This is a genomic window from Arthrobacter sp. 01T428 (assembly GCF_056398685.1).
Genome location: NZ_JBFTPW010000005.1, coordinates 131,874 through 150,172 on the forward strand (window position 1 = coordinate 131,874; position 18,299 = coordinate 150,172).

The following is an 18,299-nucleotide window of genomic DNA, read 5'->3' on the forward strand; positions in this document are numbered from 1 at the left end:
AGGGCATGAGGCACGCGCGCCTGGCGGCCGTGTTCGGCGTGATCGGAATCTTCTCATTGGGCGTTGTTTTCGGACCCTTGGCCAATTATGCAGGCTAAGAAAGCCGAGGGATTCGGGGTAGCGGCCCAGGATGGAAAGATCCTCGGTTGGGTGGGGATCGGCCTGTTCATCTTATGGGTCCTGTTTTTCGTTGCCTACATTGTCCTGTTCGCAGCGATCATCGCGAACTTGCCACACACCCCGTACCCGGGCCGCACCGGCTCGTAACGGAACATTTCCTGACCGCGGCAGGCCCAGCTGCACGGGATTCGCCGCGATATGTGAGCGAGGGTCGCCCGAAAGGGGGCGATATGTGAGCGAGCGTCGCAGGGGGGAGGGGCGCCCTCTGGACAGCTATTTCCGGCGGGTGCACACTTAATTCAACGCTTGTTGAATTAGTTGCGGCAATGAAGTTCAACTCCGGGAGTGGCCATGAACCAGCCTGAAAGCACCACATGCGTCGTCGTGGGTGGCGGTCCCGCGGGCGTGATGCTCGGACTCTTGCTGGCAAGGGCAGGCGTCGAGGTCACGGTCCTCGAAAAGCATGCCGACTTCCTGCGCGATTTCCGCGGCGACACCGTCCATGCCTCCACCATCCGGCTCTTGGATGAGCTCGGGCTGGGCGAAGGATTCCGGGCCTTGCCGCAGAGCAAGCTCGGCAATTTCAAACTTCCGGCGGGCGGCAAGGAAGTGACCCTGGCCGACTTCGACCGCCTCAAGCCGCCTTACGATTACGTAGCAATGGTTCCGCAGTGGGACCTCCTGAACTTCCTGGTGGACGCCGCCCAGCAGGAGCCGCAGTTCACGCTCCGGATGAACACTGAGGCCACGGACCTGCTGTACGACGACGGCGGGAAGGTCGCCGGGGTGGCGTACCGCACCCGGGACGCGGCAACCGGCGTCGAAACCGGGACGGGGGAGCTTCGCGCGACGTTGACGGTGGCATGCGACGGCCGCGGCTCGGTGCTCCGGCAAAAGGCAGGACTGGTCCCCCGCGAGTTCCCCGTGCCGTTCGACACCTGGTGGTTCAGGCTCTCCCGGCACGCGGACGAGCAGGAACAGTTGGCCTCGATCATGCCCCGCTTCTCCGGTGCCGATGTCCTCCTCAGCCTGACCCGCAAGGATTTTTACCAGATCGCCTACATCGCGGAGAAGGGCAAGGACCCGCAATTGCGCGCAGAAGGGGTGGAGAGCTTCCGTGCCCGCGTGGCCCGCATCCGCCCGGATCTCGCGGACCGCGTGGACGAAATCAGCTCGATGGACGATCTCCATTTGCTCGACGTGAAGCTCAACCGGATCAAGCCGTGGCACAAGCCGGGTCTGCTCCTCATCGGAGACGCCGCCCACGCCATGTCTCCCGCGGGCGGTGTGGGGATCAACCTCGCCATCCAGGATGCCGTCGCCGCTGCCCAGCGCATCGCCCGCCCATTGCTTCAAGGCACCCTTGGCGAGTCAGATCTCGCTTCGGTGCAGAAGCGGCGATGGTTCCCCACCGTGGTGATCCAGAATGTGCAGCTTGTCATTCAGAAAGCGGTCTTCGGTCCCGCTGTGAAAGGCCGGTTGATGGGCCCGCCGAGTCCAGTGGTCTTTGTCGCGCTCCACGTTCCTTGGTTCCGGAAATTTCCAGCACTCATGATCGCCTTCGGCCCGCGGCCGGAGCACGCCCCCGATTTCGCGCGCCGGAAGTCCGCCGTGACGCGGAAGCCGGTGTGAACAGGGGGCGCCGCCCCGGACAAGTGAGCAGCCGGGACGCAGTTCTCAGGGCGGCCCGCGAACAGTTCAGCCGCAAAGGATATGACGCCGCAACAGTCCGGGCCATCGCGGCCGAGGCCGGCGTGGATCCGTCCATGATCAACCATCATTTCGGCACCAAGGAGCAGCTGTTCATGGCTGCGCTCGAATCACCCGTGGATCCCAAGGACCACGTGTCGGCTGTCTTGAACGGGCCACGGGAGGACGTCGGGGAGAGGCTGGTGACACGCTTCCTGACCGTGTGGGACTCGCCAGCGGGGGCAGCCGGCGTCGCGGTTTTGCGCACGGCGATGCAGCACGAGTGGAGTGCCGCGCTGGTCCGCGAGTTCATCCTGAACCGCGCTATCAAACCGCTTCTCGCGGGCCTGGGGGTGCCTGCGGAAGAGGCCTCGTGGCGCGGAAACCTGGTGGCATCGCAGCTTTCCGGACTCATCCTGACCCGATACCTCGTCAAACTGGAGCCGATCGCCTCGGCGCCGCACGCCGTCGTCGTCCGGGCGTTGGGGCCGACAATCCAGCGGTATCTCACTGGCGCGGTTGGTGCGGACCACCTGGGCGGCTGAGGAGTCCCCCGCGGTCCGTGGGAAGATTGAAAATGTGGCCCATATTGACGTTTCAGGCATCGACTACTTCCTCTCCGACGGCACCCAGCTGCTCAACGGAGTGACCTTCAAGGTCCCGGACGGCAGCAAAACAGCCCTGATCGGGCCCAACGGAACGGGAAAGACCACCCTGTTCAAGATCATCGCGGGCGACCTTACGCCTGACGAGGGAGTGGTAGGCCGTTCCGGCACGATGGGCATCATGCGCCAGTTCGTCGGCCAGGTCCGCGACGAATCCACCGTGCGTGACCTGCTCGTTTCCGCTGCGCCGCCGGCTCTCGCCGCGGCCGCCAAGGCGGTCGAGGACGCCGAGCTCGCCATGATGGAGCACGACGACGAGCCCACCCAAATGCGGTACGCCCAGGCGATCGTGGACTGGGGAGACGCCGGAGGGTACGACGTCGAGACCGTCTGGGACGAGGTCTGCATGGCCGCACTGGGCATCCCCTTTGACCGCGCACAGCACCGCCCGGCGTCGAGCCTTTCGGGCGGCGAGCAAAAGCGGCTGGTACTTGAGGCGCTCTTCTCCGGACCTGACCAGCTGCTGCTCCTCGACGAACCGGACAACTACCTCGATGTTCCCGGCAAGCGTTGGCTCGAAAGCAAACTCAACGAATCCAAGAAGACCGTCTTCTTCATCAGCCACGACCGCGAGCTGCTCAACAATGCCGCAGGCCGCATCGTGACGCTGGAACCCGGCATCAACGGCGCCGGCGCCTGGGTGCACGGCGGCGGCTTCGGCACCTATGTGGACGCGCGGATCGACCGCAATGCGCGATTCGAGGAACTGCGCAAGCGCTGGGACGAGGAGCACCTGAAGCTCAAGGAACTCGTCATCATGTACAAGACCAAGGCGGCCTTCCGCTCGGACATGGCCAACAAATACCAGGCCGCCCAGACGCGGCTCGCCAAGTTCCTGGAGGCCGGGCCGCCCGAGGCCCTGCCGCTCGAGCAGAACGTGCACATGCGCCTCAAGGGAGGCCGGACGGCCAAGCGCGCCGTGGTGGCTGAAAAGCTTGAACTCACGGGACTGATGAAGCCGTTTTCCACCGAGATCTGGTTCGGAGACCGGGTCGGCGTGCTGGGTTCCAACGGCTCGGGAAAGAGCCACTTCCTGCGGCTCCTGGCCGCCGGTGGCACCGACCCGGAGCGCGAACATTTGCCGGTTTCCGACGTCGAAATCGCTGAAGTTCCGCACGAAGGCACCGTCAAACTGGGTGCCAGGATCCGACCCGGATTCTTCGCGCAGACCCATTCCCGCCCGGACCTCCTGGGCCGGACGCTCCTGGACATCCTGCACCGCGGTGACGAACACCGTTCCGGGCTGGGCCGCGAAGCCGCTTCCGGCGCGCTCGACTCCTACGGGCTGGTGGGCTCGGCCGAGCAGAAGTACGAGTCGCTGTCGGGTGGGCAGCAGGCGCGGTTCCAGATCCTGCTCCTCCAGTTGTCGGGCGCCACGCTACTGCTCCTGGACGAACCCACGGACAACCTGGACCTGCACTCGGGCGAAGCCTTGGAGCGCGCGATCGACGCGTTCGAGGGCACCGTTCTTGCCGTCACGCACGACCGTTGGTTCGCGAAGTCCTTCGACCGTTTCCTCGTCTTCGGATCCGACGGCAAAGTCTACGAGTCCGACGAGCCCGTCTGGGACGAGTCGCGGGTAGAGCGGGCGCGCTGACTTCCAGCCGACTTCGTCCGGGCGCCGAGCCCGGGTCCCGATGCGGGCCCGGGAACGCACGACGCCGTCTCGCGCCTTGGAACCCTCGCTCACCTATGGCGTGTGATCGCGGAACGCTCGCTCACCATTGGTGAGCGAGCGTCGGCCGAAAGTGCCCCATAGGTGAGCGAGCGTCGGTGGAAAGTGCCCCATAGGTGAGCGAGCGTTTGAGCCGTTCGGCACGCAGGGTGCCTGCCGGCTCACGCGACCGGTTTACACACCCCACCCACGCGGCCATATGATCACCAAAGATGATGAAATGATCATTTCTGGATAGCATATGAGCATGAGGACTGCTGACCGCCACCGGCTCATTGGCGAGCTGCTGCGCAAACGCGAAGAGATTACCGTTGACGAACTGGTTGCCGAATGCGGGGCATCGGGGGCCACTATTCGGCGCGACCTGGAAATCCTCGCGTCCCACGGTGTCCTGCGCCGGGTGCATGGCGGGGCCCGCAGCCTCGTTGACCGCGGCGACAACCCCGGCTACGGGCAGCGCGAACTCGAGGACCAGGACGCCAAGGAGAGAATCGCCGTCGGTGTCGAACGGCTGCTCCGCGACCGCGATCACGTGTGGTTGGACAGCGGTTCCACGGCAACGGAGATCGCGCGCCGGCTCGCGCAGCGTGAACTGACCATCATGCCGATGTCCCTACGCGCGGTGGAGTTCCTGGCCACGGACCTTCCCTCTGGACGGCGTCCGGGCCTCCTGTTGCCCGGCGGCAGCCTGGTTCCCGGAGAGCAGTCGTTCCGGGGACCAATGGCAGAGGCCAACATCCGCTCATTGCGCTTTGATGCCGCCATCGTGACGCCGTGTGCCATCAACCTCAAGGACGGCCTGCTGGCGCACGATCTCGAGGACGCCGCGATCAAGCGGGCAGGCTTGGAATCGGCCAGCCGGGTGATCGTGGCCTGCACAGGAAGCAAATGGAATGCACAGGCCGTGGCCTTGGTTGCAGCCATGGACGCGGTAGATGTCATTGTGACGGACCGGAAGCCAAGCACCGAAGAACGCACCCTACTTGAAAATCTCTCCGTGGAAGTTGTGATCGTATGACCACCAGCACCCGAACCGCTCCGAACGTCAAGGCCGCGGCAATCGCCACTTTCCTGGTCTTCGGCATGAACGGGCTGGTATTTGCCAGCTGGGCGGCGCGCATCCCCGCCGTCACCCAGACCCTGCACCTGACGTCCGGACAGATGGGCACCCTCCTACTGTGCACCGCCGTCGGGTCCCTTGTGGCGCTGCCCTCCGCGGGGTGGGTTGTGGGCAGGATCGGTACGGCCAATACCGTCCGCGCCGCGGGGCTCCTTGCCGCTTCCGCCGGAGCGGCTATTGCCTTCTCCTTGATGGCTGAATCCGTAGCCGGCACCGCGCTGGCGCTGTTTTTCTTTGGTGTGGGAGTCGGTCTGTGGGACGTTTCGCAGAATATTGAGGGGGCCGACGTCGAACATCGCCTCGGGCGCACCATCATGCCGCAGTTCCACGCAGCCTTTAGCGGGGGCGCCTTTGTTGGTGCGCTGATTGGTGCATGGCTTTCCGAGATAGGCGTCGGACTTCCGGAGCACTTGCTGGTCATTGCCGGCGTCGTGGTTCTTCTCACCTTGACCGCGCCGCGCTACTTCATGCCCCACGAGACCACGGGAACGGCGCCCGACGACGGCGCGCCCGCCGTGAAGGGTCCCTCCGCCTGGCGGGACTCCCGCACCCTGTTGATCGGCGTCGTGGTCCTTGGGGCGACCCTGACGGAAGGCGCCGGAAACGACTGGATCGCTAAGGCATCGGTGGATGGCCTGAATGCTTCCGAATCGACGGGCGCCCTGTTGTTCGCGCTCTTCGTGGCGGCGATGACCTTGATGCGTTTCGTTGGCGGCCGTGCGATCGACCGGTTCGGACGCGTAGCCGTGCTGCGGGTCAGCATGGCCGCCGCAGCGGTGGGCCTGGCTCTCTTCGTTTTCGCGGGCAACCTCGTCCTTGCCGGGGTGGGTGCGGCCCTTTGGGGTATCGGCGCAGCCCTGGCCTTCCCGATGGGCATGTCCGCTGCTGCCGATGACCCGAAACACGCGGCCGCACGCGTCTCGGTGGTCTCGACCATCGGCTATGTGGCGTTTCTAGCCGGCCCGCCGCTTCTGGGATACCTCGGCGACCATACCGGTATCCACATGGCACTGCTTGCCATCGGGGTGCCGATCCTGATGGCCCTGTGGCTGGCCGGCGCCGCGAAGCCTCTGGCTAAAAGCAACTGACTCGCAGTTGTTGTCGTTATGACGCGTCAAAACGACAACAACTGCTGGGCCCACGCCGCCAGGGTTCCCTGGCCGAGGGCCCACAGCCGCAGGGTTCCCTGGCTGAGCTTGCGAAGCTAGGGGGCGGCTGGGGACTTGCGAGGCGAGGGTGGCGGTGGGGACCGTTGGGTGGCTACAACGAGCGGTGCTACGGGGCCGAGGTGGCGGGAGCCGTAGGAATGGCGCTCGGCGATGCCCCGTTGGTGGGAGCTCCGCTCTGCCGATTCCGGCCCTGGCCGCCCTGGCCGTTGAAGTTCTGGAACTGGCCGCGGCCCGGACGGGCCTGGCCAGCATCCATGAGCTTGGTGACGCCGACGCCTCCGAAGAAGCCCACGGCGACGAGAAGCACGGCAAGGAGGATCTGCGTCAGACGGCCCATCTGGAAGCGCTTCTTGGGCACGAACGGCTCGGGCGCCTGGGGTTGGCCCCAACCCTGCCCGGTGGGTTCCTGGCCGGTGGCCTGCAGGACCGCGGTGGGCTGTCCGGCGTGGGGCTGCTGGGTGTAGGGCTGCTGGGGCTCCGGCTGGTTCGTGGTGCCGGGCTCCGGTGCTGAATAGGACATTTGTAGATCTCCTGTTGGCTGTTTCTTTTTTGAGTTGCTGGGGGGTGGAAGTGTGGGCGGCTATTCGTACCGCAGGGCGTCGATCGGCCGTAGTTTCGCCGCCTTGTTGGCCGGGTAGATTCCGAAAATCAGGCCGATCGCAGCGGATACCAGGAACGACAGCCACACGGTCCACCACTGGACTTCGGGTTGCGTTCCGAGCAGGGGGAAGGCGCTGCCGATGTAGCCCGCGGCAATTCCCAGCACCCCGCCGATCAGCGAAATGATGAGCGATTCGATCAGGAACTGGCTCACGATGCTGCCGCGCGAGGCTCCGATCGCCTTGCGGATGCCGATTTCGCGGGTGCGTTCAGTGACCGTGACGAGCATGATGTTCATGACGCCGATTCCGCCAACCAGGAGCGAAATGCCGGCCACGGCCCCCAGGAGGATGGTCAGCGTGGCCGTGGTGGTGGTGGCCGTCGTGAGGATCTGCGCCTGGTTCCGCACCTGATAGTCACGATTGGCGGAGGTGACGTTGTGCCTGGCATCGAGGATCATCTGAACCTCGTTCTGGGCCTGGTTCATCACGTCCGCTGACTTCGCCTGGACCGTGATGGAGGCAAGGGACGGCGAGTACCCGGTGAACTTGTCCTGGGCTGCGCTGTAGGGGATCACCACAATGTCGTCTGGATCGTTGAGCCCCGAGGACCCCTTTTGAGCCAGGACGCCGGAGACCACGAAGTTCTGGCCGTTGAGGGCGATGGTCTGCCCAACGGCCGAGGTCACAGAGCTTCCCACCAGGTCTTGCGCCACGGTATTGCCGATCACGGCCACTGCGGTGCCGCTGCTGGCGTCACCGTCGCTGAAGTAGGACCCCGCCGCGAGCGTGTCGTTCGAAATGGAAAAGTACGACGGCGTGGTCCCCACGAAGGTTGCGACAGCATGGGTTGCGTCCTGGTAAGTACCCGTGACGTTCTGTGCCGTGACTACCGGCGCTGTTGCGGCGACGTCAGGGGCCATAACGGGATCTGTCAGCGCGGCCATGTCCTGGAGCGTGAGGTTGGTGCCGCGGGAGCGCGGACCGGTGACGGCTTGTCCGCCGCCTGCTGCGCGGCCGCCCGCCGTCGTCTGGCGGCTGACCGTAAGCACGTTGGTTCCCAGCTTGCCGATCTGGGCCTTGATGGCGTTGGAGGTTCCGGCTCCTACGGCCAGCAGGATGATGACGGATGCGATGCCGATCAAGATGCCTAGGGTGGTGAGGATGGAGCGCATCTTGTTGGCCATCACCCCCGTCAGGGCGAAGCGAACGGATTCGGCGATCATCATGCCGGCACCGCCGTGGCTACAGGGTGGGCATTAACGGCGCGGATCCTGTGATCCTCAATGATGTGACCGTCCTGGAAGCGCACAACGCGGTTGGCCCGCGCCGCGACGTCCGCCTCGTGGGTGATCATCACAATGGTCCGGCCGTTGGCGTGCAAGGACTCGAAGAGATCCAGGATTTCGTGCGAGGACTTGGTGTCCAAAGCTCCCGTGGGCTCGTCGGCCAGGAGCAACACCGGGTTGGTCACGAGTGCCCGGGCGATGGCAACACGCTGCTGCTGTCCACCGGACAGCTGCGAAGGCTTGTGGTCCGCCCGCTCAGCCAAACCCACTGAATCGAGTACTTCCAGGGCCCGCTCGCGCCGTTCCTTGCGGTGCACTTTTGCGTAAGCGAGCGGCATGGAGACGTTGTCCACGGCCCGCGTGCGCGGTATCAGGTTGAAGTTCTGGAAGACGAAGCCGATTTTCCGGTTGCGGATCTGCGCGAGCTGGAATTCATCCAGGGTCCCGGTATCGATGCCGTCCAAGTGATACGTCCCCTGGGTGGCGCCGTCGAGGCAGCCGATGATGTTCATCATGGTGGACTTTCCGGAGCCCGAGGCGCCGATGATGGCCACGAAGTCGCCCCGGTCAATGGAGATGCTGACGGAATCGAGTGCCCGTACTTCGGCTTCCCCTTTGCCATAGATCTTGCTCACGGAGTCCAGTTGGATGACAGCGTCGTTCACGGCTGTTTTACCCGCCATTTCCACGTGTGCCACCGGTGCCGCCCGTAATTCCGGCGCCGCCGGTACCACCGAATCCGCCCGTACCGCCAAGTCCGCCCGTCCCGGTCCGTCCGGTGGTGCCGGTGGTGTCCAGGGTCGAAGAGATGGCCGGGAGTTCAATCTGGTCGCCCGCGCTGAGTCCGGTGAGCACCTGGGTGCGGCCGTTGTCCGTGATCCCGGTGGTGATGGTCACCGCCGTCGCCGTCCCGTTCTTCATCACGTTGACGGTCTGCCTGGTTCCCGTGGTGGTAATGGCCAGCGAAGGCACAGTCAATGCGTTCTTGGCGGTCGCCGTGGTTACGGAGATGTTTGCGCTTTGGCCGAGCCGCAGGGCGGCCGGAGGGTTCTTGATGGAGATCGTCACGGGATAGCTGACCACGTTGTTGGTGGTTGTGGCGTTCTGGGCGATCGCCGTGATGGTACCTGTGACCGGTGCCGCGGAGGGGTCGGTCTTGAGCGCCGGGAAGGTGAAGGTGGCCGAGTCGCCGGTCTTCATGGCGGCAATGTCCGATTCGGCGAAGTTGGCGATGACTTGCAGGTGCGCGGTGTCGCTGATCGTAATCAGTCCGGAGGACGAGGTGCTCGCGGCGCTCGTGGAAGAGCTGCCGGAGGAGCCGGAAGCTCCGGACGAGCCGGAACCCGAGGATCCGGAAGAGCCGGAGCTGCTGCCGGCGTTGCCGCCGACGACGGCGTTCACGGCGGTGACAGTACCTGAAACCGGGGCCGCGAGTGAGCAGGACGCCAGGTTTTTGGTTGCGGTATCAACGGCAATCTGGGCAGACGTGGTGTTGGATGTGGCGCCGCCACCGCTTTGGGCGGAATTGAGGGCCGTCGCTGCCGAGGCAATCTGCTCCTTGTCCTTGAGGGCCGAGCTGGCTTGCTGGTTGGCTGCCTGGGTCAGTGCTTGGTTGTCCTTCGCGAGCTGGGCTTGTGCTGCGCTGAGCGCGTTCTGGGCCGGCTGGCTGCTCGGCTGGGCGCTGGCAGCGGCCTGGGCCGTGGCGACAGTCGCATTGTCATTGTTCACGGCCGTCTGCGCGGCGGCCACGGCACTGGCCTGCTGGCTCGCGTCCAGGTTGGCCGTTTGCTGGGCGTTCGTGAGGCTCTGGCTTGCCGAAGCCACCTGGTTGCTGGCTGAGGCCTGTTGTTGGTTTGCCTGCGCCGCGGCGGAATCCAGTTGCGCCTGGGCAACGGCCAGCGCGTTCTGGGCGTTCGTCGGATCAATGGTGACCAGCACCTGCCCGGCCGTGACCTGCTGACCGGTCACCGCAGAGACAGTGGCGATGGGCCCGGTGCAGTTCTGCGCATTGATGACGGTGGTGCTTGCGGGCGAGACGTTTCCGCTCGCCGTGGAAACCGCGGCGAGGTCCGCTGAGCTAACCGCGACGGTGCGGGCGGTGGTATCGGCGGCCGTTTGCGGCACACCGTTCAGCACGAAGAAGGCACCGGCGGCAATGCCCACGACGGCCACCCCGATGCCGCCGTTGATGAGTTGAGGTTTTGAGAGCATGCCCGAAGACTATTGTCGCTCTCTTGGAGAAGACCGAGTGCTACCTGATGGTTTACCCTACGTGACGCTCCGCTCGACGTGCCGCTTGCGGCGCGCGACCCTCGATCTCCACTCCAGGGCGTGCCGTGCGTCTATATTCTCCACAATGCATATTTTCTGACAAGCCAGCCACAAGAGGAGCACGACGGCGGACGCCAAGCAAGCGCCACCCACCACATCCGTGAACCAATGGGCAGCCAAATAGATCCGGCTGATCATCATGGCCAGCATTCCGCCGATCGCGAGCAGCCACGTCCAGGCGCGGCCGATGAGGAGCGCTATCACCAGAACGAATGCCGTGGTAGCGGATACGTGCCCCGATGGGTATGAATAAGTGTCCGTAGCCACATGCGCATTGAGGGGACGCGGCCTGTGGATGACCAACTTGAGCAACTGGGTCAGCAACATCACGCTGAGTCCTGCCATGGCGGAGAATACGGCCGACCGGGGTCTCCTCCGGATCAACAACGCCAAGGCGAGCAGAATGTGGAAGACCAGCATTCCCGTGTAGCCGGTCCAGTTGAGGGCGATGTTCAGGCTATCCCAGAACGGTGTGTGGAGGGTCGCCATGAATGCTTGCCATGCGTCGTCCACGCCCTGGAAAGGCGGGTTTCGATCCCCCGCAAGGAGAATGCCGCCGAGGACCGCGGCAATTGCGAGCAGCCCGGTCGAGATGACAATGGTGCGTCCCTGATCGAGCTTGCGGGGGAGAATGACCCTCACCATCTCCACATCCTAACCAGCCCGCCGATAGTCTGGTGGGATGGGAAGCAAGCTGCGATGGGGCCACTGGGACGTGAGAAACGTGGCGCGGCTCGATCGCGCCATTGTCCGGGCGGTTTCCCGGTGGCCGGAGGGCCGGCACGATGCTGTCTGGAAAAACCTCTCGGAGGCCGCTACCAAGGGCAAGCTCTGGTTTGCCGTAGCTGGCGTCTGTGCGGCAATTCCAGGTAAGCCCCGCCAGGCCGCGATCCATGGACTCCTGGCCCTTGGGGTGGCATCCGCCGTCACCAATCTGGGTTTCAAGACGCTTCTTCCACGGACGCGGCCGTTGCCCGAGCACCTTCCGGTCTTCCGTTTTGTGAACCCGCAGCCCACAAGCTCGTCGATGCCTTCGGGCCATTCCGCGTCTGCGGTGGCATTCACTCTTGGCGTCGCGCTGGTGGATCCCCGCCTTGGTGCAGTTTTGGCTCCTGTTGCGGCGGGTGTGGCGTATTCCCGGGTCCATACGGGCGCCCACTGGCCTTCCGACGTCGTGCTGGGGTCTGCGATCGGCGCCGGAGCGGCCCTCCTGACGCGAAAGTGGTGGCCGGCCCGGCCTCCGGTTCCGGACACGGACCGTTCACCGGCCGACGCGCCTGCAGTCGGCGACGGCGAGGGGCTAAGTATTGCGGTCAACGCCCTCGGCGGTTCCTACTCGCCGGACACCGAAACCCAGCTCCGAGAAATATTCCCCAAGGCGTATATAAACCTGATTTCCGATGGCGATGACGTGGCTGCCGAAATCCAGGCCACAGCAGGGCGGCCCGGGACGAAGGCCGTGGGCGTGTGGGGCGGTGATGGAACTGTCGGCGCGGCCGCAGCGGCCGCCGTCGAGCACTCACTGCCCTTGCTGGTGCTACCGGGCGGAACGCTCAACCACTTTGCTCGCGACGTGGACGCACGGTCCCTCGAAGGCGCCCTTAAGGCCGCCAAAACGGGCGCCGCGGCGTGGACAGATCTGGGCCACGTGAGCGCCGGCCGTGGGATCGACGGCAAGGACGAGGTTGCGGAGCTCATCATGCTGAATACTGCCAGCGTTGGCGTGTACCCCAACTTGGTGCGCCGCCGCGAGCGGCTTCAGCCTGCCATGGGGAAACCCCTCGCGGGACTCGTCGCGGGTCTGCGCACCTTCGGGGCGGCAACCCCCACCACTCTCCTGATCAACGGAGTGCACCACAAGCTGTGGATCCTCTACATAGGCCGCGGCCGCTACTACCCGCGGGACCTGGCACCATTGACGCGGCCCGTGCTTGACGACGGGGTGCTGGATATCCGCATGGTCACGGCCGATGAGCCCTTTGCGCGGTTGCGTCTGCTGTGGGCGGTCCTCACTGGAACCGTGAGTACATCGAAGGTGACCCACCTCAGCGAGGCCGGGGAAATCAGCATCGAAGCGATCGGAGAGCCGCTCGTGATTGCGGTCGACGGCGAGCCGTTGCCGGGTGTGCGGACCGCGGAGTTCACGGTCCGCCGTCGTGCGCTTCGGGTGTATTCACCGCTTGCCTAATGCTCTCCCAAGTGCCCTGCAAGCCCTGAGCGCGGCCGACATCATCCATAGGGACTACCCTGACCTGCCCCTGAATCATCCCTGAGACCGGCGAATTCGGCCGTACCGGTGGATAGCGTTGTACGTACAGTCACCACATAGCTGCAGCAAGCGGAGGGAACGCTTCCATGATTGAGGCAACAGGCTTGAGGAAGGTCTACGGCGCAAAGACAGCCGTGGACGGAATCAGCTTCACCGTACAGCCCGGGAAAGTCACGGGCTTTCTTGGCCCGAACGGCGCCGGCAAGTCCACCACCATGCGCATGATCATGGGTCTCGACCGCCCGACGTCGGGCGACGTCATTGTCAACGGCCGGTATTACTCCCAGCACAAAGCCCCGCTCCACCAAGTGGGAGCGCTGCTCGATGCCAAGGCGGTGCACACGAGCCGCAGTGCGTACAACCACCTGCGCGCAATGGCAGCGACCCACGGGATTCCAAACTCGCGCGTTGAGGAAGTCATCGAGATGACCGGCCTCACCGCAGTTGCCAAGAAGAAGGCCGGAGGGTTCTCCCTCGGCATGGGCCAGCGGCTTGGCATCGCCAACGCATTGCTGGGTGATCCCCAGACGCTCATCCTCGACGAACCGGTCAACGGGCTGGATCCCGAGGGCGTCCAGTGGGTCAGGAACCTCGCCCGTTACCTGGCAAGCCAGGGCAAGACCATCTTCATTTCCAGCCACCTCATGTCCGAGATGGCCCAGACCGCCGACCACCTCATTGTGATCGGTCGCGGCAAGATCATTGCCGACACCACGGTGGACGCGCTGATCGAGAGCCAGAGCCGCAAGCGCACGTTGGTCCGTACCTCGGAGACCACCCGCTTGTCCGAGTTGCTGGCCCGCGACGGTGTCCGGGTGGAGCAGAACGAACGTGAAACCCTGGAAATCTACGGGGTGGAGCCGATCCGCATCGCAGAGCTCGCCCTCGACAACCGCGTGCTGGTTTACGAACTCACTCCGCTCACGTCGTCACTGGAGGAAGCCTACTTCCAGCTGACCAAGGACGAGGTGGAATACCACTCGCACATCACCGGCGGACCGGCAGCGCCAGGCGGGACGCTGAACGGAAGCCCTGCCAGCGCCGGCGCCACATCCGCTGCCACCATGGAAGGGATCCAATCATGAGCACCACCACCGTCAGCAAGAAACATGCGATCCCGTCAGCCGGGACCGGTGGCGTCACTTTCCTCCGTGTGCTGAACTCCGAGTCCATCAAGTTCCGGACCCTCATGAGCACCAAGATCCTGTTGCTCCTCACCTTCGTGGCCATTGTCGGCATCGGCCTGCTGTCAGCCCTCGTCCGGTGGAACTTCATCAACCAGATGGTCGAAGTCGGCCGGCAGGGTCACAAGGAAACGGTGCAGCAAGCAGTTGACTCCTTCCCGCCGGGATCGGGATTCAGCCTCTACAACCTGCCGAACGCCGGACTCAACATCGGCATCCTCGTCATGGGATCCCTGGCCGTGCTCTTCATCGCCTCTGAATACGCCACCGGCATGATCCGGTCAACCATGAATGCGGCGCCGGGGCGGCTCTCCACCTTCGGTGCCAAAGCCGTGGTCCTGGTTGTGGTCTCCTATATCCTTTCGGTCGTGGCCGGCGTCGTGACCTTCCTCTTGGCCTCACCCATGTTCGCCAACTTTGGCCTTGACCTCGGCTGGAACACGGACGGCGTCCTTTACAGCGTTTTCACCGGCGGCCTTTATGTCTCCGGTGTCGCGCTGATCGGCCTCTCGCTCGGAACACTGCTGAAGAACCCTGCCGGCGGCATCACCGTCCTGGTGGGCATCATGTTCGTCCTCCCGTTCGCAGGCCAGTTCCTCAGCTTCGCACCGGGGGACTTCTGGAAGTACGTCCCCCAGTACCTGCCCAGTGAAGCCGGCGGCCGCTTCTTGTCGATCGGCCACGTCGACGGCACCCTGGATCCGTGGGCGGGCGGCCTCGTGTTCCTTGGCTACGTCATCTTGTTCATGGTTCCTGCCCTCATTGCGCTCAAGAAGCGGGACGTCTGATTCGCAATCGCTTGATCTGCGATCCATGGACAACCTCTCCGCGCAAGGCCACTAGGCTCAAGCCATGAGTGAAGAGTTGCCAGCACAGGACGCGTCGGCCCACGTGGCCGACGCGTCCTTTGCTGAAATCACGCTGCGGCGCCGTGGCAGGATCCGCCGCTATCTCTTTGAGCACCCGCGCGTCATGGACGCGGTGGTGGTGCTTTGCTATTCGCTCCTGGCACTGCCTACGCTGATCAGCTCCATCGTGGACGGCAAATGGTTCGCCGCCCTGCTGCTCGTTGCCATCGCCGCCATCCTGTTCCTTCGACGCCGCAATCCGCTGAGTGTCACCGCGACCGTTGCGGTCCTCGAAGTGGCCGTGACGCTGCTGAATCCCTGGGGTTCGAACGTCTCGGCGGGATTGTGGTTTGCGCTGTATGCGGTGGCCGTGGCGAGGGCCCGGACCTTCGCGTTGACGGTGTTCGGCGCGGCGAGCCTGCCCCTGACGCTCGTGTATCTCTTCATGTGGACCAGTCCGGCGGCCCCTGCCAACGGAGAGGCGATTCCGGAGAATTTCCACCTCATCAGCAACATCGCGGCCGCGGTCAGCATCTTGTTGTCCAACCTGATCGCCACCGGCATCGGCATTTCGGTGCGGCAGCGGCGTGAGCATGAGAGCGAAATCAGGGCCTGGGCTGCCCGCACGGCTCGCTTGGGTTCCGTCACCGAACGCAACCGGATCGCCCGCGAGATGCACGACGTCGTGGCGCACTCGCTGACGGTCATGATCAGCCTCTCGGACGGTGCCGCCGTCGTGGTCAAGAAGGATCCTGAGCGCGCGGGTGAGGTGCTTGGCGAACTCTCGCGCACCGGCAGGACTGCGCTGGCTGATATGCGCCGCGTCCTCGGCGTGCTGCGGGAAGACTCCGCGCGCCCGGCGCCCCTGGAGCCCTTGGTTTCCGGGCACGACTTAAGCAAGCTCCTGGACGGATTCCGGACGGCGGGGCTGCCGTTGCACTATTCACACACGGGCCCTGCCCTTCCTGAAGACCCGGCGTTGCAACTCACGGTCTACCGGATCGTGCAGGAATCCCTGACCAACGTGCTCAGGTACGGGCGCTCCTTGAGTCAAGTGGATGTGCGGATCGTGCGGGAGGGTGACTCGGTCACCATTGAAGTGCTCGACGACGGCAGGGGCTCCCGGGAGCCGGGAACCGAAGAGGCGGCCTTGGGCACGGGCCAAGGCATCGCGGGAATGCGTGAACGTGCGGGAATTTATGCCGGAACCGTGGATGCCGGTCCTGGAATCCACGGCGGATGGCGGGTCCATGCGGAGCTGAAATGGAATGGCGACAAGGGGAAATCATGACAGACAATGCTCCCATCAGGGTTCTATTGGTCGACGACCAGCCCCTGCTACGCATGGGATTTCGGCTCATCCTCGAAGGCGAGGACGACCTCGAAGTGGTGGGCGAAGCCTCCGACGGTGCCGAAGCCGTGCGGAAGGTGAAGGAACTGGAACCCGACGTCGTGCTCATGGACGTCCGGATGCCCGCCATGGATGGAATCGAAGCCACACGGCGGATCACGGCCTCGTCAACCAACGCCAGGATCATCATCCTGACCACTTTCGACCTCGACGAGTATGCCTTCTCCGGCTTGCAAGCTGGGGCTTCCGCCTTCCTGCTCAAGGATGTTGCGCCTGCCGAGTTGGTCCAAGGCGTCCGGCTCGTGGCCAGCGGCGATGCCGTGGTTGCTCCGAGGGTCACCCAGCGGCTCCTGGAAACCTACGTCCGCGGGGGCCGCGTTCCCGGCCAGGCCGCAGCCCCGGCCCGCGATCCACTGCTCGAAGAATTGACGCCCCGCGAAACCGAGATGCTGGAGGCTATCGCCGGAGGGCTGTCCAACGCCGAAATCGCCCACAAATTCTTTTTGTCCGAAGCCACGGTCAAGACCCACGTCCGGCGCATCCTCACCAAGCTGCACCTGCGGGACCGGGTCCAAGTGGTGGTCTACGCCTACGAAACAGGACTCGTGATCCCGAGCAACCCGGATTACTAGTGACGCGGATACCGCCTCGCCGGTGACATCCGCGGCCGCGGCTAGACTCGGAGCCATGCCTTCGAACTCCGCTGCAGAACACATCCAGGACCTTGGCGCGTATGTCAGCGCATCGCCGTCGAGCTTCCACGCCGTCAACGAGGCCGCGCGGCGGCTCGATGCGGCCGGTTTCACGGCCCTTGATGAACTTCAGCATTGGGAAGGCGGGGCTGGCAGCTTCTACGTGATCCGGGACGGCGCCCTCATTGCATGGGTGACGCCGGAAGGCGCCACTCCGACCACGGCATTCAATATCCTTGGCGCCCACACGGATTCTCCGTCTTTCAAGCTCAAGCCCAAGCCGACAACGGGCAAGTTCGGTTGGCTGCAGGCCGGCGTCGAAGTCTACGGCGGACCCTTGTTGAACTCCTGGCTGGACCGTGAGCTTCGGCTCGCAGGGCGCCTCGTGATGCTGGACGGCACCCAGCACCTCACGGCAACCGGACCGCTCCTGCGCTTCCCGCAATTGGCCATCCACCTGGACCGGGCCGTCAATGACGGCCTCACGCTGGACAAGCAACAGCACATGAACCCTGTGTTCGGCCTCGGCGATCCCGATTCCGCGGATGTCTTGGCAATCCTGGCGGACTCGGTGGCTGGGGTTTCCGTGGATCCGGCGCAGATCGGCGGCTACGACATCGTCGTCGCGGACACCCAGGCACCTGAGCAGTTCGGTGCCAAGGGCGAACTGTTTGCATCGGGGCGGCTCGACAACCTCTCCTCAACCCACGCCGGGCTCGCGGCACTCATTGCGCACGCAACCGCGGGCGCGCCGGCTGCCGGCCCCATCGCGGTCCTGGCCGCCTTCGACCACGAAGAAATCGGCTCTGCCTCGCGCTCCGGCGCCTGCGGACCCATCCTCGAAGACATCCTCACCCGGATCTCCGACGGATTGGGCGCAACGGTGAGCGAACGGCGCCAGGCGTTGTCGGCGTCGTTCTGTGTTTCCGCGGATGCCGGCCACGCCGTCCACCCCAACTACCCGGAGCGGCACGATCCGGCCAACCGACCGATCCTCAATGGCGGACCGCTTCTCAAGATCAACGCGAACCAGCGGTACGCCACGGACGCTACCGGCGCGGCATTCTGGGCGCGGCTCTGCGGCGAGGCGGGTATCCCCTACCAGGAGTTCGTCTCCAATAACGACGTCCCGTGCGGCTCCACCATCGGTCCGCTGACGGCCACCCGCCTGGGGATCCGGACGGTCGACGTCGGCGTGCCCCTTCTGTCGATGCACTCGGCACGCGAGCTATGCGGCGTTGAAGATCCGCGCCACCTGGCCACGGTGACGGAGTTGTTCTTCCGGACGGCGCTCTAGC

General features: G+C 64.7%; 17 protein-coding genes. 12 read left to right on the plus strand and 5 right to left on the minus strand.

Annotated features, from left to right (window positions below):
- The first annotated feature begins 87 nt into the window (after positions 1–87).
- From AC1DJB_RS08280 to AC1DJB_RS08305, 6 genes are all read left to right on the plus strand, one after another.
- Complete coding sequence (locus AC1DJB_RS08280; protein WP_441432835.1) at positions 88–267, plus strand: hypothetical protein; 180 nt, start codon at positions 88–90, stop codon at positions 265–267.
- Positions 268–471: 204 nt separating this feature from the next.
- Positions 472–1,752 (plus strand): FAD-dependent oxidoreductase, encoded by a 1,281-nt coding sequence (locus AC1DJB_RS08285; RefSeq protein ID WP_441432836.1) that lies wholly within the window; start codon positions 472–474, stop codon positions 1,750–1,752.
- Between the two features lie 23 nt (positions 1,753–1,775).
- Entirely contained in the window at positions 1,776–2,354 is a 579-nt protein-coding gene (locus AC1DJB_RS08290) for a TetR/AcrR family transcriptional regulator (protein ID WP_284988539.1), read from the plus strand.
- Positions 2,355–2,388: 34 nt separating this feature from the next.
- Positions 2,389–4,071, plus strand: a complete 1,683-nt coding sequence (locus AC1DJB_RS08295) for an ABC-F family ATP-binding cassette domain-containing protein (RefSeq protein ID WP_284751030.1) — start codon at positions 2,389–2,391, stop codon at positions 4,069–4,071.
- Positions 4,072–4,396: 325 nt separating this feature from the next.
- Entirely contained in the window at positions 4,397–5,167 is a 771-nt protein-coding gene (locus AC1DJB_RS08300; RefSeq protein WP_306963444.1) for a DeoR/GlpR family DNA-binding transcription regulator, read from the plus strand.
- Entirely contained in the window at positions 5,164–6,357 is a 1,194-nt protein-coding gene (locus tag AC1DJB_RS08305; RefSeq protein ID WP_307055025.1) for an MFS transporter, read from the plus strand. The genes AC1DJB_RS08300 and AC1DJB_RS08305 overlap by 4 nt, the downstream gene beginning before the upstream one ends.
- 187 nt (positions 6,358–6,544) lie before the next feature.
- Here the strand turns inward: AC1DJB_RS08305 and AC1DJB_RS08310 are convergent, their stop codons facing one another.
- Genes AC1DJB_RS08310 through AC1DJB_RS08330 form a run of 5 tightly spaced genes read right to left on the minus strand, consistent with a single transcriptional unit; the run spans position 6,545 to position 11,302 of the window.
- Entirely contained in the window at positions 6,545–6,958 is a 414-nt protein-coding gene (locus AC1DJB_RS08310) for a hypothetical protein (protein WP_059388844.1), read from the minus strand.
- A gap of 60 nt (positions 6,959–7,018) precedes the next feature.
- Entirely contained in the window at positions 7,019–8,266 is a 1,248-nt protein-coding gene (locus tag AC1DJB_RS08315; RefSeq protein WP_059388845.1) for an ABC transporter permease, read from the minus strand.
- Positions 8,263–9,009 carry an ABC transporter ATP-binding protein gene (locus AC1DJB_RS08320; RefSeq protein WP_306963449.1) on the minus strand — a complete coding sequence of 249 codons (747 nt, stop codon included), beginning with the start codon at positions 9,007–9,009 and terminating at the stop codon, positions 8,263–8,265. Before AC1DJB_RS08320 ends, AC1DJB_RS08315 begins: the two co-directional genes overlap by 4 nt.
- Positions 8,999–10,537 (minus strand): efflux RND transporter periplasmic adaptor subunit, encoded by a 1,539-nt coding sequence (locus AC1DJB_RS08325; protein ID WP_284988533.1) that lies wholly within the window; start codon positions 10,535–10,537, stop codon positions 8,999–9,001. Before AC1DJB_RS08325 ends, AC1DJB_RS08320 begins: the two co-directional genes overlap by 11 nt.
- 57 nt (positions 10,538–10,594) lie before the next feature.
- Complete coding sequence (locus AC1DJB_RS08330; RefSeq protein WP_441432837.1) at positions 10,595–11,302, minus strand: phosphatase PAP2 family protein; 708 nt, start codon at positions 11,300–11,302, stop codon at positions 10,595–10,597.
- A 37-nt stretch (positions 11,303–11,339) separates the two neighbouring features.
- Here AC1DJB_RS08330 and AC1DJB_RS08335 point away from each other — a divergent pair, with 37 nt between their 5' ends.
- The 6 genes from AC1DJB_RS08335 to AC1DJB_RS08360 all read left to right on the plus strand — a co-directional run bounded on the left by AC1DJB_RS08335 (position 11,340) and on the right by AC1DJB_RS08360 (position 18,298).
- Positions 11,340–12,845: a bifunctional phosphatase PAP2/diacylglycerol kinase family protein gene (locus AC1DJB_RS08335; protein WP_307055017.1), complete on the plus strand. Its 1,506-nt coding sequence runs from the start codon at positions 11,340–11,342 to the stop codon at positions 12,843–12,845.
- A gap of 167 nt (positions 12,846–13,012) precedes the next feature.
- Positions 13,013–14,011, plus strand: coding sequence for an ABC transporter ATP-binding protein (locus tag AC1DJB_RS08340; protein WP_441437808.1), 999 nt, complete (start codon positions 13,013–13,015; stop codon positions 14,009–14,011).
- Entirely contained in the window at positions 14,008–14,898 is an 891-nt protein-coding gene (locus tag AC1DJB_RS08345) for an ABC transporter permease (protein ID WP_284988529.1), read from the plus strand. Before AC1DJB_RS08340 ends, AC1DJB_RS08345 begins: the two co-directional genes overlap by 4 nt.
- 64 nt (positions 14,899–14,962) lie before the next feature.
- The gene (locus AC1DJB_RS08350) at positions 14,963–16,249 is read left to right on the plus strand and encodes a sensor histidine kinase (protein ID WP_306963455.1); all 1,287 of its coding nucleotides are present in this window, start codon (positions 14,963–14,965) and stop codon (positions 16,247–16,249) included.
- Positions 16,246–16,941: a response regulator gene (locus AC1DJB_RS08355; RefSeq protein ID WP_059388839.1), complete on the plus strand. Its 696-nt coding sequence runs from the start codon at positions 16,246–16,248 to the stop codon at positions 16,939–16,941. The genes AC1DJB_RS08350 and AC1DJB_RS08355 overlap by 4 nt, the downstream gene beginning before the upstream one ends.
- Positions 16,942–16,996: 55 nt before the next feature.
- Entirely contained in the window at positions 16,997–18,298 is a 1,302-nt protein-coding gene (locus AC1DJB_RS08360) for a M18 family aminopeptidase (RefSeq protein WP_441437809.1), read from the plus strand.
- The last annotated feature ends 1 nt before the right edge of the window (position 18,299 follow it).

What these genes read in the sequence shown, in the direction of transcription:
- AC1DJB_RS08360 (WP_441437809.1), top strand. Translation starts at nt 16,997, where the DNA reads ATGCCTTCGAACTCCGCTGCAGAACACATCCAGGACCTTGGCGCGTAT.
- AC1DJB_RS08310 (WP_059388844.1), bottom strand. Translation starts at nt 6,958, where the DNA reads ATGTCCTATTCAGCACCGGAGCCCGGCACCACGAACCAGCCGGAGCCC.
- AC1DJB_RS08285 (WP_441432836.1), top strand. Translation starts at nt 472, where the DNA reads ATGAACCAGCCTGAAAGCACCACATGCGTCGTCGTGGGTGGCGGTCCC.
- AC1DJB_RS08305 (WP_307055025.1), top strand. Translation starts at nt 5,164, where the DNA reads ATGACCACCAGCACCCGAACCGCTCCGAACGTCAAGGCCGCGGCAATC.
- AC1DJB_RS08280 (WP_441432835.1), top strand. Translation starts at nt 88, where the DNA reads ATGCAGGCTAAGAAAGCCGAGGGATTCGGGGTAGCGGCCCAGGATGGA.
- AC1DJB_RS08300 (WP_306963444.1), top strand. Translation starts at nt 4,397, where the DNA reads ATGAGGACTGCTGACCGCCACCGGCTCATTGGCGAGCTGCTGCGCAAA.
- AC1DJB_RS08340 (WP_441437808.1), top strand. Translation starts at nt 13,013, where the DNA reads ATGATTGAGGCAACAGGCTTGAGGAAGGTCTACGGCGCAAAGACAGCC.
- AC1DJB_RS08320 (WP_306963449.1), bottom strand. Translation starts at nt 9,009, where the DNA reads ATGGCGGGTAAAACAGCCGTGAACGACGCTGTCATCCAACTGGACTCC.
- AC1DJB_RS08325 (WP_284988533.1), bottom strand. Translation starts at nt 10,537, where the DNA reads ATGCTCTCAAAACCTCAACTCATCAACGGCGGCATCGGGGTGGCCGTC.
- AC1DJB_RS08355 (WP_059388839.1), top strand. Translation starts at nt 16,246, where the DNA reads ATGACAGACAATGCTCCCATCAGGGTTCTATTGGTCGACGACCAGCCC.
- AC1DJB_RS08335 (WP_307055017.1), top strand. Translation starts at nt 11,340, where the DNA reads ATGGGAAGCAAGCTGCGATGGGGCCACTGGGACGTGAGAAACGTGGCG.
- AC1DJB_RS08345 (WP_284988529.1), top strand. Translation starts at nt 14,008, where the DNA reads ATGAGCACCACCACCGTCAGCAAGAAACATGCGATCCCGTCAGCCGGG.
- AC1DJB_RS08315 (WP_059388845.1), bottom strand. Translation starts at nt 8,266, where the DNA reads ATGATGATCGCCGAATCCGTTCGCTTCGCCCTGACGGGGGTGATGGCC.
- AC1DJB_RS08350 (WP_306963455.1), top strand. Translation starts at nt 14,963, where the DNA reads ATGAGTGAAGAGTTGCCAGCACAGGACGCGTCGGCCCACGTGGCCGAC.
- AC1DJB_RS08330 (WP_441432837.1), bottom strand. Translation starts at nt 11,302, where the DNA reads ATGGTGAGGGTCATTCTCCCCCGCAAGCTCGATCAGGGACGCACCATT.